At 47.0% G+C, this 16996-nt stretch carries 16 protein-coding genes; 9 read left to right on the top strand and 7 right to left on the bottom strand.

The genetic code is table 11. The features are described 5' to 3' along the window. Window positions 1–54: 54 nt before the first annotated feature. Window positions 55–705, bottom strand: coding sequence for a carbonic anhydrase (locus BMZ54_RS31210; RefSeq protein WP_089921015.1), 651 nt, complete (start codon window positions 703–705; stop codon window positions 55–57). A 32-nt stretch (window positions 706–737) separates the two neighbouring features. Beyond that, entirely contained in the window at window positions 738–1469 is a 732-nt protein-coding gene (locus BMZ54_RS31205; protein WP_238386744.1) for an EcsC family protein, read from the bottom strand. 117 nt (window positions 1470–1586) lie between these two features. Here BMZ54_RS31205 and BMZ54_RS31200 point away from each other — a divergent pair, with 117 nt between their 5' ends. Continuing rightward, complete coding sequence (locus tag BMZ54_RS31200; RefSeq protein WP_089921012.1) at window positions 1587–3230, top strand: ABC-F family ATP-binding cassette domain-containing protein; 1644 nt, start codon at window positions 1587–1589, stop codon at window positions 3228–3230. Window positions 3231–3326: 96 nt separating this feature from the next. On the opposite strand, the gene BMZ54_RS31195 is transcribed toward BMZ54_RS31200, so the two are convergent. Both BMZ54_RS31195 and BMZ54_RS31190 read right to left on the bottom strand, forming a co-directional pair. Then, entirely contained in the window at window positions 3327–3722 is a 396-nt protein-coding gene (locus BMZ54_RS31195) for a response regulator (protein WP_089921011.1), read from the bottom strand. Between the two features lie 586 nt (window positions 3723–4308). Beyond that, complete coding sequence (locus BMZ54_RS31190) at window positions 4309–5271, bottom strand: hypothetical protein (protein ID WP_089921009.1); 963 nt, start codon at window positions 5269–5271, stop codon at window positions 4309–4311. 103 nt (window positions 5272–5374) lie between these two features. Here BMZ54_RS31190 and BMZ54_RS31185 point away from each other — a divergent pair, with 103 nt between their 5' ends. Further along, entirely contained in the window at window positions 5375–6097 is a 723-nt protein-coding gene (locus BMZ54_RS31185) for a ribonuclease H-like domain-containing protein (RefSeq protein ID WP_089921008.1), read from the top strand. A 58-nt stretch (window positions 6098–6155) separates the two neighbouring features. Beyond that, window positions 6156–7151 (top strand): DNA polymerase III subunit delta, encoded by a 996-nt coding sequence (gene holA / locus BMZ54_RS31180; protein WP_089921007.1) that lies wholly within the window; start codon window positions 6156–6158, stop codon window positions 7149–7151. 6 nt (window positions 7152–7157) lie between these two features. On the opposite strand, the gene BMZ54_RS31175 is transcribed toward holA, so the two are convergent. After that, window positions 7158–8087 carry a bifunctional riboflavin kinase/FAD synthetase gene (locus tag BMZ54_RS31175; RefSeq protein WP_089921006.1) on the bottom strand — a complete coding sequence of 310 codons (930 nt, stop codon included), beginning with the start codon at window positions 8085–8087 and terminating at the stop codon, window positions 7158–7160. Between the two features lie 173 nt (window positions 8088–8260). Between BMZ54_RS31175 and BMZ54_RS31170 the strand changes: the two genes are divergently transcribed. After that, window positions 8261–9439: an AIR synthase related protein gene (locus BMZ54_RS31170; RefSeq protein WP_089921005.1), complete on the top strand. Its 1179-nt coding sequence runs from the start codon at window positions 8261–8263 to the stop codon at window positions 9437–9439. Between the two features lie 74 nt (window positions 9440–9513). Here BMZ54_RS31170 and BMZ54_RS31165 read toward each other — a convergent pair whose 3' ends face one another. Beyond that, complete coding sequence (locus tag BMZ54_RS31165; protein ID WP_089921004.1) at window positions 9514–10944, bottom strand: M56 family metallopeptidase; 1431 nt, start codon at window positions 10942–10944, stop codon at window positions 9514–9516. Between the two features lie 3 nt (window positions 10945–10947). Beyond that, on the bottom strand, window positions 10948–11328 hold the full coding sequence (locus BMZ54_RS31160) for a BlaI/MecI/CopY family transcriptional regulator (protein WP_089921002.1): 381 nt from the start codon (window positions 11326–11328) through the stop codon (window positions 10948–10950). Window positions 11329–11468: 140 nt separating this feature from the next. Between BMZ54_RS31160 and BMZ54_RS31155 the strand changes: the two genes are divergently transcribed. The 5 genes from BMZ54_RS31155 (at window position 11469) to prmA (ending at window position 16993) form a co-directional block, all read left to right on the top strand. Continuing rightward, window positions 11469–12161 (top strand): cell division ATP-binding protein FtsE, encoded by a 693-nt coding sequence (locus tag BMZ54_RS31155; RefSeq protein WP_089921001.1) that lies wholly within the window; start codon window positions 11469–11471, stop codon window positions 12159–12161. Window positions 12162–12343: 182 nt separating this feature from the next. Then, the gene (gene rpsO, locus BMZ54_RS31150) at window positions 12344–12616 is read left to right on the top strand and encodes a 30S ribosomal protein S15 (RefSeq protein WP_089920999.1); all 273 of its coding nucleotides are present in this window, start codon (window positions 12344–12346) and stop codon (window positions 12614–12616) included. 86 nt (window positions 12617–12702) lie between these two features. Next, complete coding sequence (locus BMZ54_RS31145; protein WP_089920998.1) at window positions 12703–15033, top strand: polyribonucleotide nucleotidyltransferase; 2331 nt, start codon at window positions 12703–12705, stop codon at window positions 15031–15033. Between the two features lie 208 nt (window positions 15034–15241). Then, window positions 15242–16054: an NIPSNAP family protein gene (locus BMZ54_RS31140; protein WP_089920996.1), complete on the top strand. Its 813-nt coding sequence runs from the start codon at window positions 15242–15244 to the stop codon at window positions 16052–16054. A 123-nt stretch (window positions 16055–16177) separates the two neighbouring features. Beyond that, window positions 16178–16993, top strand: a complete 816-nt coding sequence (gene prmA / locus BMZ54_RS31135; RefSeq protein WP_089920995.1) for a 50S ribosomal protein L11 methyltransferase — start codon at window positions 16178–16180, stop codon at window positions 16991–16993. The last annotated feature ends 3 nt before the right edge of the window (window positions 16994–16996 follow it).

The raw sequence follows: 16996 nt of genomic DNA, 5'->3' as shown, positions 1-16996 counted from the left end.
TTGCACTGCATCCGCTGCATTCTCATTCGTAATTCGTAATTCCGTAATTCGTAATTAAAACTGCATTCCTTTCCCGGTCAGATCATAGATCTTCTGTATCTCATGCAGCAAACCTTCAAAGTCGATCTTCAGGTCTACCAGCAAACCATTATGCAGGTCATACACCCAGCCATGTACCGTAGGATAGCCTTTGTTAATATAGGATTGCTGAACAACCGCTGTTTTTATCACATTCAGACATTGCTCCTGCACATTCAGTTCTACCAGCCGGCCATAACGTTCATTGATATCCTTTATATTGTTCAGCTCATCCATATGCAGGCGGTACACATCCCGTATATTACGCAACCAGGGATTTAGCAGACCCAGGTCTTCCGGCTGCATGGCTGCTTTTACACCCCCGCAGTTATAATGTCCGCATACAATAATGTGTTTTACTTCCAGCTGCCGTACTGCATAGTTGATCACTGACATAATGTTCAGGTCTATGTTGTTCACCAGGTTGGCAATGTTACGGTGCACAAACACTTCGCCCGCATCCAGCCCCATGATCTCATTGGCCGGCACCCGGCTGTCGCTGCAGCCAATGTACAGGTAGTCCGGCTTTTGTTCCTGTGCCAGCTTTTCAAAGAATTCCGCATCAGTAGCCGTTTTGCTGGCCACCCATTTCCTGTTGTTCTCAAAGATTTGTTCGTAGGTAGTCATACGTTAGACGAGTGAGTGAGGGATAAAGATACTTAAACCTTTAATAAACGCATACGGTAAGCATTCATAGCGCTGCGGCCTAATTTATCGGTCAGGCGGTGGTTAGCATACGCGCCTACTACCGCACCAATGCCGGGCATTAGCTGCAGCAGCTTGGCAACATCAATATAGTCGCGGTACTCCTGTTGAAAGCGGCGCCAGTCAAAAGTATGAATGTCCAGCGGCAGCTCTTTGCTGTATTGCTCCCAGTTGGCCAGCAGGGGATAGGTTTTGTTCCGCAGCTCCTGGCTCGAGAAGGTAGCCTGGAAAACATACAGCAGGAACAGGCGCTCTTTATAATCCTTCACATCAAATCCGTATAAAGCCGCGATATCAAACAGCATTTTCATTTTAATGCCCAGGAACAGCGGAAAGTCTGCCAGCCCCAGTAAAATGCCGCCAGCCCCGGTAAGGGCGCCTTCTGTAGCAGCAGTGGTCTTATAATACCGGATACGCTCCAGTACTTTGGTCTCCGTAAGCACTAGGTCCTGCACCGGCTGTGGCTCCGGGGTCATGAATTTTGCGCCGTACAGTACGGCCCGGGTCATTTGTTTAATGGCTACCGTAAAGGCCTTGTGCACTTTTTCCGGGATCCAGTTGTTTACGCGGTCCTGCAGCCGTTTGGCAAGCCGCCCCGGCAGGGAAGGCCCCCGTTGCATCTGCTTTTGCCAGCGGCGCAGCTCTTTGCGCATTTCCTGTTCATGTGGGGTGGTAGTGGACATCATGCCCTTATCTAATCAAATATCCTGCCTGTGCAATGACCCCCGGAATTTGCTTTTTTCAAGTAATATGCTTTTTAGCCCCTATTTCGTAACTTTGCGCCTTAAATTTCATTAGCCAGCATGATCAGTGTTAAAAATGTAACGCTCTCCTACGGTAAGCGCGTATTGTTTGACGAAGTAAACCTCAATTTCACCAAAGGGAATTGTTATGGCGTTATCGGGGCCAATGGCGCCGGTAAATCCACTTTCCTGAAGATCTTATCCGGGGAAATAGAACCTAATAAGGGAAACGTGGAAATTACCCCCGGTGAGCGAATGAGTGTGTTGAAACAGAACCACTTCGAGTTTGACGAAGTGACCGTGCTCAATACCGTGCTGATGGGGAACAAGCGTTTATGGGAAATAGCAAAAGAACGGGATGCGATATACGCCAAAGCCGATTTTACGGAAGAGGATGGCATACGCGCCGGTGAGCTGGAAGGCGAATTTGGCGAAATGGACGGCTACACCGCAGAAAGCGATGCAGGCGCCTTACTGGGCGACCTGGGCGTAAAGGAAGAAATGCACGGTATGCTGATGAAAGAGATCAGCGGTAGCTTAAAAGTGCGCGTGCTGCTGGCGCAGGCCCTGTTTGGCAACCCGGACATCCTGCTGCTGGATGAGCCCACGAACGACCTGGACGTAGAAACCATTGGCTGGCTGGAGAACTTCCTGGGCGGCTATGAGAATATCGTAATAGTAGTATCCCACGACCGTCACTTCCTGGATGCCGTATGTACCCACGTGGCAGATGTGGACCGCAGTAAGATCCAGATCTTCACCGGTAACTACTCATTCTGGTATGAATCATCTCAGCTGATCGCCCGTCAGATGTCTGATAAGAACAAGAAGATGGAAGAAAAGCGGAAAGACCTGCTGGACTTCATTGCCCGCTTTAGCGCCAACGCATCCAAGAGCAAGCAGGCTACCTCCCGTAAAAAGGCTTTGGAAAAGCTGGTGATCGAAGAGATCCAGCCCTCCAACCGTAAATACCCGGGCATCATCTTCAAGCAGCTGCGCGAAGTAGGTAACCAGATCCTGAATGTGGAGAAGCTGGAAAAAGCTGTGGATGGCCGCACCCTATTCAGCAACGTAAGCTTTACAGTAAATAAAGGCGATAAGATCGCTTTCCTGTCTAAAGACCACCTGGCGCTTACCACTTTCTTCGAGATCATTAATGGTGAAGCGCAGGCCGACAGCGGTAAGTTTGAATGGGGCACCACTGTTACCAAAGCTTATTTACCCAACGATAACGCCAAGTATTTTACAGATAAATCACTGAACCTGATGGACTGGTTACGCCAGTTTGTACCCCCGCACATAACGGATGTGGATGAGCCCTTCCTGCGCGGTTTCCTGGGTAAAATGCTGTTCAGTGGTGATGATATCATGAAAAAGACCAGTGTGCTGAGTGGTGGTGAAAAAGTGCGTTGTATGACCAGCCGTATGATGCTGCAGGATCCCAACGTAGTAATACTGGATGAACCTACCAACCACCTGGACCTGGAATCCATCCAGTCTTTCAACGAAAGCATGAACAACTTTAAAGGTATTGTGCTGTTCACCACACATGACCATACCTTTATGCAATCCGTAGCTAACCGCATTATTGAAATTACGCCTAAAGGTATTATTGACCGGTTAACCACCTTTGATGAATACCTGGAAGATGCGCGCGTAAAAGCGCTCCGGGAAGAGATGTATATGAATGTGCAGCCGGCGTAATTAATGTGCAGCAGATAAATAACTAAAAAGAGCGAAAGCGCATTATGCACTTTCGCTCTTTTCATTTGCACAGCTGCATGTTGCAGATCCGCACATCTACAGGTATTTCTCAATGATCTCCAGCTTCTTTTTATCCAATGGCTTGGTAATATAAGCTGCCAGTTCCGGCGTATTATTTACCTGCTGTATATCCTTATCATCAATAGAAGAAGAGCACATTATTACAGGTATCTGCTGCGGCAGGGTGTGTTTCAGTTCCCCGAAAACTTTCATAAACGCCCATCCGTTCATGGGTTGCATGTTAATGTCCACAATGATTAATGCAGGCAGGGGCCCGGGCCGGCGCAATTGTTCTAATGCGTCTTCTGCAGAGTAAAAGGAAATGATTTGCAGGTTATTGGGGTCCTTACCACATTGTAGAAACAACTTCCTGATAATAAAATGGAAAATTTCGTCGTCGTCTATAACGTACACTGATTTGGAATCCGCCATGCAGTTTGGTTTTTTAAGGTATCTCCGGTTATTTTCAGTTTTGGATTTCCTCTTTATTCACGCAGGTTGAACGCACTGGTTTTCTTTTAAAAGCAAGGCTAAGCAACAGCAACATCCGGTCACATAGGAGAAAAAAGAAGTTCAAATTAGGTTTATTTTCATATATACGATTTGGCAATAACTAATCGTTAACAAAATGGGGAAGCGGAAAGCAGAAAGCACAAAGCACAAAGCACAAAGCACAAAGCATAAAGCACAAAGCATAAAGCATAAAGCATAAAGCATAATGCATAATGCATAATGCTTTGCATGGATGCAAGAACCAATACCCATTAATACTATCTAGCATAGCTTCCCAATACCTGAGAAGCGGCTTCAGAACATAAAACAGAGGCTAACAGCTAAAGGCTAACGGCTAACAGCTAACCGCCAACCGCTCAATAGTACAAAACATAATCAGCTTTATGCTTTATGCTTTGTGCTTTCTGCTTTGGCATTGCGCTTTCAGCTTTCCGCATAAAAAAAGGATTGCCCGTTATAGGCAATCCCTTTTTTTATGTAGTAGGCTAAAACTATATCAAATCAACTAGAACCAACCGCCTTTCTTCAGGCTTACTTTACCTTGACCGATGCGGAAACCGTTGTGATAGATCTCAACGCTGTAATCGCCCGGTTTAAAATCGGAGTTTTGTTTCCAATCCATGCTTACGGTTTGTTTTTCACCTTTAGTGTAAGCAACGGTTTTCTTGGCGGTATATAATTTCTCAGTACCATCGTCCAGGCTAAAACGGCCGGAACCCAGTGCTTCTACAGCCAGTGGAGAGCCGTCGGGAGAAGAGATGGCTACATAAATTTCTTTGTCGCCGGTAGGAGCAATCCTGTTTTCATCCAGGTCAAAGGTAACCCGCATCATATCTGCGCGTTTGGCTTTGGTGGTTTCTACTTCCTTACCGTTCTTTTTCACCTGTATGGGCTGCAGCTTAATATTGCTGGCGTGTAATACAGAACCCAGGTTCACCTGTTTGTTCAGGCTGTCTTTTACAGTACCTACAGAGTCCCTTTCTTTACGGGCTACATCCCTTTCGCCGGCCAGTACCAGTTTTTCACCTTCCAGGCGTTCAATGGTTTCCTGGTAACCGGCTATATTTGTTTTCATTTGTTCTATCAGCTTGCGGGCTTCAGCCAGCTCGCCCTGGGTAGCGTTCTTGTTAGACAGGATACTTTGGATCCTGGCTTTCATATCAGCCAGTTCTTTATCTTTGGTTTTTACCAGGCTGTCCATCCGGCTGTTCTGGGAGATCAAATCGTCCAGGCGTGCGTTGGCAGCGTTGTATTCCTGCTGTAATGCATCTCTTGATGATGAAATAGAATCGATCTGAGTGCCTTGTTGTACAATAGTTTCGCTCGTCTTATTTTTGTCGTACAACATATAGATCCACGTACCCGCCAATGCTGCAATTAAAATTCCGTATATAAGTCCGTTACGGCTACGCGGTTTTTCAGAGCCGGATGATCCGGAAGCAGGCGTGTTAAATGTGTTCTCAGCCATAGTTGTTTGTTTTATGTTTAATTGTTATATGGTTAAAAATAATTATGCAAAAATAGCTTTTTAAAATTCTTTAATTCACAAACTTTTAAACAGGATTTTCTCAGTGCTACCTAACATCGCATTAGACCAGTTATTACTGCTCGATATAGAAACAACCCCCACTGTGGCTACTTTCGACGATTTACCCGAGCCGCTTCAGCACCTCTGGATGGAGAAAATAACAAAAACTGCGCCAGATTCAACAACAGGCGCCGGGGACTTTGCCGTAAAAGCCGGGATCTTTGCCGAGTTTGGGAAAGTGATCTGCATTTCAGCAGGTTATTTCACCATAGAAGGCGGCCGTTACCAGCTGCGTATCAAATCTATTTATGATGATGATGAAAAAGTAGTATTAAGCGGCTTCCTGGACCTGGTAAATAAATTTTGCGCTAAACATCCGCGCTTCCTGTTTGCCGGACATAATATAAAGGAGTTTGATATTCCATACATCTGTAGGCGTTCTGTTATCCATCAGCTATCTTTGCCCCCGTGCCTGCAGCTGCATGGCTTTAAGCCCTGGGAAGTGCCTATGCTGGATACCCTGCACCTGTGGCGCTTCGGGGATTATAAGAACTATACTTCCCTGAAGCTGCTCACCACCATCCTGGGCATTCCTACCCCTAAGGATGATATAGACGGCAGCATGGTGGCCAGCGTATACTGGCAGGAACATAACCTGCCCCGCATTGCCACTTATTGCCAGAAAGATGTAGTAGCCGTAGGGCAATTGCTGCAGCGCTTTAAAGGAGTGCCTATTTTAAAGGAGGAAGATGTAGTGATCGTATAAAATAGGCTGCGGTTTTAGGGAAATCTAAGATCGTAAATCTAAAATCGTAAATCAACTCATGGAATACCAGGATATTTTAAAAGATTGGAAGCAAAAGAAATTTAAATCCATTTACTGGCTGGAAGGGGAGGAGGATTTTTTTATTGACCAGGTGATCGACTATGCCGAGCATAAGCTGCTGGATGAAGCAGAGAAAGGGTTTAACCTCACCGTCCTGTATGGAAAAGATGCCGACTGGAGCGCCGTGATCAATGCCTGCCGCCGCTATCCCATGTTTGCAGAAAAACAGGTAGTTATATTAAAAGAAGCGCAGGCCATGCGCGACCTCCTGAAGCTGGAGCCCTATATAGATCACCCCCTGGATTCCACCATTTTTGTAGTAGCCCATAAACAGGGAAAGCTGGATGGGCGCAGCAAAATGGCCAAATTAATAAAGGACAAAGGAGTGCTGCTGAGCACTAAAAAATTATACGATAACCAGCTACCCGGCTGGGTAGAAGTGTATGTACGGGAAATGGGCCGCGCTATTTCCCAAAAAGCCTGCATATTGCTGGTAGATCATATTGGCAACGACCTTTCCCGTATTGCCAATGAAATAGATAAGCTGCTGGTAAACCTGCCCAATGAAAAAAAGATCGATGAAGGGGATATTGAAAAATATGTAGGCATCAGCAAGGAATACAATGTATTTGAGCTGCAGAACGCCGTAGGCCAGCAGGATTTTATCAAGGTAATGCGCATTGTTAATTATTTTGCCGCTAACCCCAAAGCCGGCCCGGTACAAATGGTGATCCCTGCCCTGTATAACTTTTTCAGTAAGGTGAACCTGATCTTTGGCGTAAAAGGCGGGGAAAAGGAAATAGCATCCACCCTGGGCGTGCACCCGTTCTTTGTAAAGGATTATATGCAGGCGGCCCGCCAGTATGGTGCAGAAGGCACAGAAAAAGCTATTTTATTACTGCACACCTATAACCTGCGCAGTATAGGTATTAATGATAGCGGGGTAGAGGATGGAGAGTTAATGAAGGAGCTGATGTATAAGGTAATGAGTTAATCTGCATCAAAGAATTTTCTTCGCTTCCACGCAGTCTTTATCCATTTGCGCAATAAGCGCAGCAGCATTATCAAACTTCAGGTTGTGCCGTATAAATGCAATGAACTGCACCCGCAGCTGCGCATCATAAATATCCCGGTTAAAATCAAAGAGATGCACTTCCAGGCGCAAGTCCGTACCATTAAAAGTAGGCCGGGTACCTATGCTCATTACACCTTTTATTATTTCCGGTTCATTATTCACGGTAGCTTTTACTGCATAAATACCTTCAGAGGGTATTAGCTTGCGCGCATCCGGCAGCTGCAGGTTGGCGGTGGGGTAACCCAGCTGCCGCCCCATTTTATCGCCATGTATCACGGTGCCTTCCAGGAAGTAGGGGTACCCCAGCAGCTCATCAGCCAGGGCTATATTCCCTTCCATCAGGCGTTCGCGTATTTTGGTAGAGCTTACGGAAAGGTCGTGTACTACCTGCTGCGGTATTTCTATCAGCTGAAAACCGTATTGCTGCTGCTCTGCTTCCAGCAGCTCAAGGCCGCCTTCGCGGTTGTGCCCAAAGCGGTGATCGTACCCGATAATGATCGTATGTGGTTTAAAGCGGGCTATCAGGAAATCTTCCAGGTAAGCGCGGGCAGAAAGTTCGGAAAAGGCTTTGGTAAAGGGTACCACCACCAGGTGGTCAATACCTTCTTTATCCAGTAATTGTATTTTTTCAGGTAGGGTGGTAAGCAGGTGCAGCTTTTTATCGCCGGCAAATAAAACCTCCCGCGGGTGCGGGTCAAAGGTTACAATTACGGTTTCCCCGTTTACAGCAGCAGCGGTTCCCTGCAACTGGTGTAGTATATACCGGTGCCCGGTATGCACACCATCAAACGTACCAATAGTGATCACTGCATTACGAAAAGCCGGCAAATGTGATAGATCCCTGTGAACCTGCATAAATCTGAATAACGGTCTAAAAGCCGTGCAAATCTAACCCAGTTTTTTGGGATTTGTATGATTCGGATAAGTAACTGGGGGGAATCTGTTACTTTTGCAGTTCCAAAAAAGTGCTGAAACGTACTTTTTTAGGACTAAAACGTACTTTTTCAGGTCAAATATCATTCAAACAAATGACGCAAGATCTCTATTCTAAACGCGGTGTTTCTGCCGACAAGGAAGACGTACACAATGCGATTAAGAACATTGATAAAGGGCTGTTTCCGAAGGCTTTCTGTAAAATAGTACCCGATATCCTGGGCGGCGACGAAGCCTGGTGTAACATTATGCATGCCGACGGCGCCGGTACCAAATCCTCCCTGGCCTACGCCTACTGGAAAAAGACGGGTAACCTGGATGTATGGAAAGGCATTGCGCAGGATGCTATTATTATGAACATTGACGACCTGCTGTGTGTAGGCGCTACGGAAAATATATTACTCTCCTCCACCATAGGCCGTAACAAACGCCTGATACCCGGCGAGGTGATTGCCGCCATCATTAACGGTACGGAAGAGATACTGGCAGAGCTGCGCAGCCATGGCATCAGCATTTACTCCACCGGCGGGGAAACCGCCGATGTGGGCGACCTGGTACGCACCATTATTGTAGACTCTACTGTTACCTGCCGTATGAAACGGGCCGATGTGATCTCCAACCACCGCATACAGGCCGGCAATGTAATAGTAGGCTTAGCCTCTTACGGGCAGGCATCTTACGAAAAGGAATACAACGGCGGTATGGGCAGCAACGGCCTTACCTCTGCCCGGCACGATGTGTTTAACAAGTCCATTGCCAGGGATTACCCGGATACCTTTGATGCCGGCATCCCGGAAGAGCTGGTATTTAGCGGTAAAAAAACACTTACAGATAAAATTGATATTCCCGGTTTCGGAGCCATAGATGCCGGTAAGCTGGTGTTATCACCCACACGTACCTACGCACCCGTTATACAGCAGGTGCTGGCCAAATACCGCCCGCAGATAGATGGCATTGTGCATTGCAGCGGGGGCGCGCAAACCAAGGTGCTGCATTTTATAGATCAGCTGCATGTAATAAAGGATAACCTGTTCCCCGCTCCGCCCTTGTTCCGTTTAATACAGGAGCAATCCGGGGCCAGCTGGCAGGAGATGTACAAGGTATTTAACATGGGGCACCGTATGGAGCTGTATGTACCGGAAAATATTGCAGAAGGTATTATTGCAATAGCCAAAGGCTTTAATATAGATTCACAGGTGGTGGGAAGGGTAGAAGCAGCGCCGGCAAAGAAAGTAACCGTGCAAAGTGAGTACGGCGCTTTTGTATACGAATAAAAAAATTGGGGTTAACTCTATGTTGAGAATCTACGGCAGCTACTGTTTATACAACAATAGCTGCCGTAGCTATTTTAACAACGTTTGCCATTATTCTTAAACAACATAAAAGAATTGATCATAGATGTCTCAAGCGTGTAGCGTATAGGCAGGTTAAACTGCACCGCTACTTTTCTACCCTGCTGGCTGCCGGGTGTCCATTTTGGCATTTCTTTCACCACCCGTATGGCCTCTTCTTCCAAACCACTGCCTTTAGGCGCGCCTACAGTATGTACATCGCTGATAGCGCCATCGGCCTGTACTACGAACTGCACGAATACGGTTCCGGTAACATTTTGCTCCTGCGCTGTTTTAGGGTAACGGATGTTCTTGCCCAAATACGCTGCCAGGGCTTGTTCGCCACCGGGATACACCGGCGGATTCTCTACAAAGGTGAATACTTCTTTAGACTGCTTTTCAGCTGCCGGAAGCGGAGTGCCCTTGTTGAGATCTGTCTTATAATCCTTGATCCGGTAAGTGCGGCCATCCTTCGTTTTTAAAATGGCCTCATTATCAGTAGCGCTGATGGAGGTAATATTTTCAGCATCAATAGTATTTAAGTCCTGCATGGTAATATCTATAATACCAGGTTTAGCGTCATTATTCTGCTGGCAGCCAATGAAAATAACCAGGGCAGCCAGTATTGGGAATACAATGAATTTTTTCATGAGCGTAAAATTTGATTTTTGTGTTAAAAGCATATTGATCCTGCGTTGTATAGGCGGGTGAAAAAAGTTGTTGGTCATAGAAAGCTGTTTGCTTTGCAGCATTACCTGTAAAATAGTTTGTGCATAATCCGCTACCTGGCCGCCGGCCGCCTGCTGGTCGGCAATAAATTCATGTACCAGGGCCAGCTCTCTTTTAAACAGGTGAAAGAAGGGATTAACCCAGCCTATGGCGCACACCAGCTCCATCAGCAGCTTATCCACGCTGTGTTTTTGGGTTACATGCACCAGCTCATGTTGCAGTATTTGCTGCCCGTTCGTGCTGTCAGGATTAATGTCTCCACTCCAGAAAATGTAGCGGAAAAAAGAGAAAGGCATTCGTACCTGCTCACTTTGCACCAGGTGGTAAGGGCGCAGGTGCTGTACCCGGCTGTGTTGAATAAGCCGCTGTATTTTCCAGCAGCCGTATAAGATGCGGCCCAGTAATAACAGCACTACCCCGCCATAGGCCAGCTGCAATATGCCCAGGTAATTCACCACAGTAACGGGTGTAGCCGGTAAAATAAATTCCCGCAGGGTAATAATTTGCGTGGCATAATTGGTAAAGGCCGGCGCCTGTTTACCTTCAAAAGGCGATGGTAATTGCAGCAAAGGCAGGGTTAATGACAGCAAAGTGGCCAGCAGCAGGTAATACCGGTTCCACTGGTGAAAGCGGTTGTTGCGCAGGGCCAGGTGGTAGTAGGCATACAGGATGCCGGAGCATACCATCATCTTAAGCAGGTAGGAGAGCAGCAGTTCCATAGCTTATTTGTTTTGAGCGTCCTTAATTTGTTTCAGCAGTTTTTCCAGGTCGTTTACACTCAGGTCTTTTTCCTTTACGAAAAAGGAGATCAGGTTGCTGTAAGAGCCTTCGAAATAACCCTTTACCAGCTGTTTTACGGTTTTGTGGCTGTATTCATCCTTGCTGATGAGCGCATAGTACTGGTGCGATTTACCGTAGGCCTTAAAATCTGCAAAGCCTTTTTCCACCAGTATCTTTACCAGGGTAGAGGTGGTGTTGTAATGCGGTTTGGGCTCCGGCAGCTCTTCAATCACCTCTTTTACAAAACAAGGCCCTTTTTGCCAGAGCACCTGCATAATCTGTTCCTCAGCTTTGGTGAGGGTTTTTACGGAAGGTGTGCTCATATGATTTCATTTATCCAAACTTATAACTAATAGTTTAGTTAAACAACTATTTTGTTAGTTTTTTTATAAAATGCTCCGTTGACAACTATATTCATTTATTTTTGTTGGCGTTAATCAGTTAATTAATACAGGACTACAAAATGGAGGAGCAACCGATCTTACAACTATCCAACGTTAACATATACCAGGGCAACTCTTTGATCTTATCTGATGTGAATATTGCGGTGAACAAAGGCGAGTTCGTGTACCTCATCGGCAAAACCGGTACCGGTAAGTCCAGCCTGCTGAAAACACTGTATGGCGACCTTACCCTGCGGGAAGGGGCCGGGCAGGTAGTAGGCTTTGACCTGAAAAAAATGGACTGGAAAAAGGTGCCTTACCTGCGCCGTAACCTGGGCGTAGTTTTCCAGGATTTTCAGCTGCTCACAGACCGTAATGTGCATGATAACCTGAAGTTTGTGCTGAAAGCCACCGGCTGGCTGGATGCGAAGCTGATGGAAGATAAGATTGCCGATGTATTGGATAAGGTAGGCCTGGGCACCAAAGGTTTTAAAATGCCTTATGAGCTGAGCGGCGGCGAGCAGCAGCGTGTGGATATTGCCCGTGCTATGCTTAATTCCCCCAAGCTGATACTGGCCGATGAGCCCACCGGTAACCTGGATCCGGAAACCTCCGACGGTATTATGCAGCTCCTGTTCCGCATTTGCCGGGAAGATGGCACCGCCATCGTAATGGCTACCCATGACTATATTGTGCTGCAAAAGTTCCCTTCCCGGGTGCTGCGCACGGAAAACGGGCAGGTGACGGATAATGCGGCCATCAATTTTGTTTAACAATTAATAATGAAGAATTAATAATTAATTGATGGACACGTACCTACGATTATTAATTATTCATTATTAATCATTAATTCAGGTGAAATTGGGGTTAAATTGTTAATTCCAAATATTCAATTTACCTTTGCACCGGAAAAATAGCGACGAAAAAACTTTATCATTTTTTATTATTTATTAAGATGTCTTACTTAACTGTTGAAAAGAAAGCCAATATATTCAAGGAATTTGGCGGAAGCGAAAAGAATACAGGTTCTGTAGAAGCTCAGGTAGCTTTACTGACAGAGCGTATCACCAGCATTTCCGGCCATATGAAAGCTAATAAAAAAGATTTTGCCAGCAATCGCGGTTTAATGAAAATGGTAGGTCAGAGAAAGCGCCTGCTTTCCTATCTGTCTAAAACTAACCTCTCTGGTTACAGAGCACTGATCGAGAAGTTAGGTCTCAGAAAATAACGATTTTCATGTTATAGCGCTATTCCCAACTTCATTTAGGTTGGGAATAGTTTTTTTTTAGGTATACCTTTTAATCTTCACTTATTATGAATCTAACGCCTATTTCAGTCAAATTAGATATAGGAAACGGCCGCATCGTCACCATAGAAACAGGCAAGATGGCCCGCCAGGCTGATGGCGCCGTTACCGTACGTTTGGGCGATTGTATATTACTGGCTACCGTTGTAGCGAATAAAGAACCAAAACCAGGACAAAGTTTCTTCCCCCTAACTGTTGACTACCAGGAAAAATTTGCATCAGCAGGCCGTATCCCCGGCTCCTTCTTTAAACGCGAAGGCAAACTGTCTGACTACGAAGTACTTATCTCCCGTTTGATAGACCGCGCATTGCGCCCCCTGTTCCCCGATGATTATTTCTGCGAGGTACAGGTGCTGGTAACCCTTATTTCTTCCGACGCGGAAGTATTACCGGATGCATTGGCCTGCCTGGCTGCTTCTGCTGCACTGGCGGTGTCTGATGTGCCCATCCAGGAGATCATCTCTGAAGTGAGAGTAGGCCGTGTAGATGGCGAGATGGTGATCAACCCTACCCGTTCACAGATGGAGAAAGCCGATATGGACTTTATCGTAGGTGCTACGGCTAAGAACATTATGATGGTGGAAGGTGAGAGCAAGGAATGTAGCGAAGAAGACCTGATCAAAGCCATCGAGGTTGCACACACTGCGATCCAGGCTCAGGTAAAGGCACAGGAAGAGCTGCGCCAGTTAGCCGGTGCTACTGCTAAACGCGAGTATGAAAAGCCTCACACCAACGAAGAGCTGAAAGCTAAAATAGCTGCATTTGCACAGGAGCGCATTCACCAGGTAGCTAAGTCTGCCATGGGTAAGCACGAACGTAGCGATGCATTCCACCAGATCGGCGAAGAGCTGGAAACATTCCTGAACATAGATGAGCTGCCGGAAGAAGACCAGCCTCTGGTAGGTAAATACCTGCACGACCTGGAAAAAGAAGTGGTGCGTAATATGATCCTGGACGAATCCGTTCGTTTGGACGGCCGTAGCCTGGACCAGGTACGTCCCCTGAACATGGAAGTGGACCTGCTGCCCTCCCCGCATGGTTGCGCCCTGTTCACCCGCGGTGAAACACAGTCCCTCACCACTGTTACCCTGGGTACACCGGATGATGAGCTGCTGATTGAAAGCGCTGCTACCTCCAAATATTCAAAATTCATTCTGCACTATAATTTCCCTCCCTTCTCAACCGGTGAAGTAAAACCGATGCGCGGCCCCGGCCGTAGGGAAGTAGGGCACGGTAACCTGGCCATGCGTTCATTGAGACAAATGATGCCGGGCAGCGAATACGCTTACACTGTGCGTGTGGTATCTGATATCCTGGAATCCAACGGTTCCTCTTCCATGGCTACCGTATGTGCCGGTTCACTGGCGCTGATGGATGCCAGCGTACCCTTGCCTAAACACGTTTCCGGTGTGGCTATGGGATTAATTTCCCGCGCATCTGATGGTAAATGGGCTGTGTTAACAGATATCCTGGGCGATGAAGATCACCTGGGTGATATGGACTTTAAAGTAACCGGTACCCGCGATGGTATTACCGGTATCCAGATGGATATTAAAGTAGACGGTTTGAGCATGGATGTAATGCGTCAGGCGCTGGCACAAGCCCTGCGCGGACGTTTACACATCCTGGATGCCATGTATGCCACCCTGCCTGCAGCGCGTCCGGAACCCAAACCGCATGCACCACGCATGGAAAAACTGATCATTGACCGCGAATTTATTGGCGCTGTGATAGGCCCCGGCGGTAAAGTGATCCAGGAGATCCAGCGCGAAACCGGTACCACTATCAACATTGAAGAAGTAGGGGAAACCGGCGAAGTAAGCATCTTCTCCGCACAGAAAGAGGGCCTGGATAAAGCCCTGACCTGGATAAAAGGTATTGTAGCTGTTCCTGAAGTGGGCGAAGTATACGAATCTACCGTAAAATCAGTAATGCCTTACGGTGCGTTCGTAGAGTTCCTGCCTGGTAAACAAGGTTTGCTGCACATTTCCGAAGTTTCCTGGAAACGCCTGGAAAATATGGAAGGTGTACTGTCAGAAGGCGAAAAGGTAAAAGTGAAGCTGGTGGGTACAGATCCCAAAACCGGTAAGTTTAAGCTGAGCCGCCGCGTGCTGATGCCGAAACCGGAAGGTTATGTGGAAAGGCCTGAGCGCCCGGAAAGAGGCGACCGTCCTGACAGAGGCGATCGTGGCGACCGCGGTGATCGTGGTGACCGCTTTGGCGGTGGTGGCCGTCCGCCCCGTGGTGGTGGCGACCGTGGTGATAACCGCGACCGTGGCCCGCGCCCTCCCAGACCGGAACATGATGCACCTGCACAGTTTATTGGTGACGACGAATAATAAACAGTAGTTATCTTTTTATAGAAAGCAACCGCTCTTTGGGCGGTTGTTTTTTTTATGGAAAAAACGGCGCGTTAACCAGCGTTTAACAATTAGTCCCTATTATATTGCCGCTTGTAATATTTCATTCAAAAAATTTAGGGTTTCCTATTAAATTGGACAACCGTTTGCCGCTACACAATTTATAAATTTCATGTTACACTGTACAATGCCAAGATCATTCAGGAGATCGTTAAACGGAAGCCTGGGCTTATGTATTACCATCCTCATTTGCATGTTGCAATCATCTGTTAACGCTGCCGCAAAACCGCCGCAGCGTGAGTTCTACGAGATCAGGGTTTATCATGTGAAAGATGCTGCACAGGAAAGCACAGTAGATCATTACCTTGAACAGGCTTTTTTACCTGCTGTACACAAGGCAGGCATTTCCAAAGTAGGCGTATTTAAGCCGGTCGGCAATGATACAGCTGCAGACCGCCGTATTTATGTGCTGATACCCTACAAGCGCCTGGAACAGTTCCGGCAGCTGCCGGAACAGCTGGAAGCCAGTAAGGAACATGGAACGGCCGGTGCGGAGTACCTGGATGCAGCCTATAACGCTGCTCCCTATACGAGAATGGAAATCATGCTGCTGCAGGCCTTCACCGCCCATCCCCAGCTGGAGCTGCCGGCGCTCACCGGCCCTAAGAAAGAGCGTATCTATGAGCTGCGCAGCTACGAAGGCCCTACAGAGAAATTATACCGCAATAAGGTACAAATGTTTAATAAAGGCGATGAAGTAGGCATTTTCAAACGCCTGAACTTTAACGCCGTGTTCTATGGAGAGGTGATCAGCGGCAGCCACATGCCCAACCTTATGTACCTGACCACTTTTGAGAATAAAGCTGCCCGCGAGGCGCACTGGAAATCCTTTGGCAGCGACCCGGCCTGGAAACAATTATCCGCCCTGCCGGAGTATCAGCATAATGTATCTCACCAGGACATTATGTTCCTGTATCCAACAGAATACTCAGACATTTAATTTAATTACGAATTATCAATTACGAATCAAGCTCACCACCAGGTAAGCGCTTCATGTAAAGTGCAGTACTTTATATATGATGTATTCAATTCGTAATTCGTAATTGATAATTACCTTCGCGCCATGTCACACATAGCCATCACAATAGCCTGTGCACCTGAACTTGCAGATGTACTGGTAGCGCAGCTTACTGAGATCAGTTACGAAGGATTTGAAGAGCGGCCAGGCACCCTGGTAGCCTACATACCCACCACAGATTTTGATGCTGCTGCACTGGATAACCTGCTGCAGCCTTACGGTATTACCTATACGAAAGAGGAGATCAAGCAGGAGAACTGGAATGCCCTGTGGGAAAGCAATTTTGAACCGGTGGTAGTAGGCAGCTTTTGCGGCATACGTGCAGGTTTTCATGCTCCCTTTACACAAACCTTGGAGCATGAAATAGTGATCACCCCTAAAATGGCTTTTGGTACCGGGCACCATGCCACCACCTTTTCCATGATACAGCTTATGCAACAGCTGGATATTGCGGGCAAAAAGGTATTTGATTTTGGAACCGGAACCGGTATACTGGCCATACTGGCACAAAAAATGGGCGCCGCACAAACAGATGCCATTGACATTGATGACTGGTCAGTAGAAAATAGTAAAGAAAATGCAGCCGGTAACCAGGTGGAGGTAAATATCTGGCAGGCAGACAGCCTGGACGATCTGGAAGGCCCTTATGATATTATACTCGCTAACATTAATCGTAACATTCTGCTGCAATTCATGACCAGCATGCGCAGGCTCCTGAACCCGGGCGGGCAGCTGCTGTTAAGTGGTATTATGACGCAGGATGAAAAAATAATTTTAGAAAGTGCCGCAAAAGCAGGCCTGCAGAGGCTGGAACAGGTAGAGAAGGATAATTGGCTGGCTATAAGACTGGTAGCGGAGTGAAAA

It is taken from the genome of Chitinophaga rupis (genome assembly GCF_900109685.1).
Taxonomy (GTDB): Bacteria; Bacteroidota; Bacteroidia; order Chitinophagales; family Chitinophagaceae; genus Chitinophaga; species Chitinophaga rupis.
Note: the sequence above shows the minus strand (reverse complement) of the source record. Positions and strands in the feature narration are given on the sequence as shown.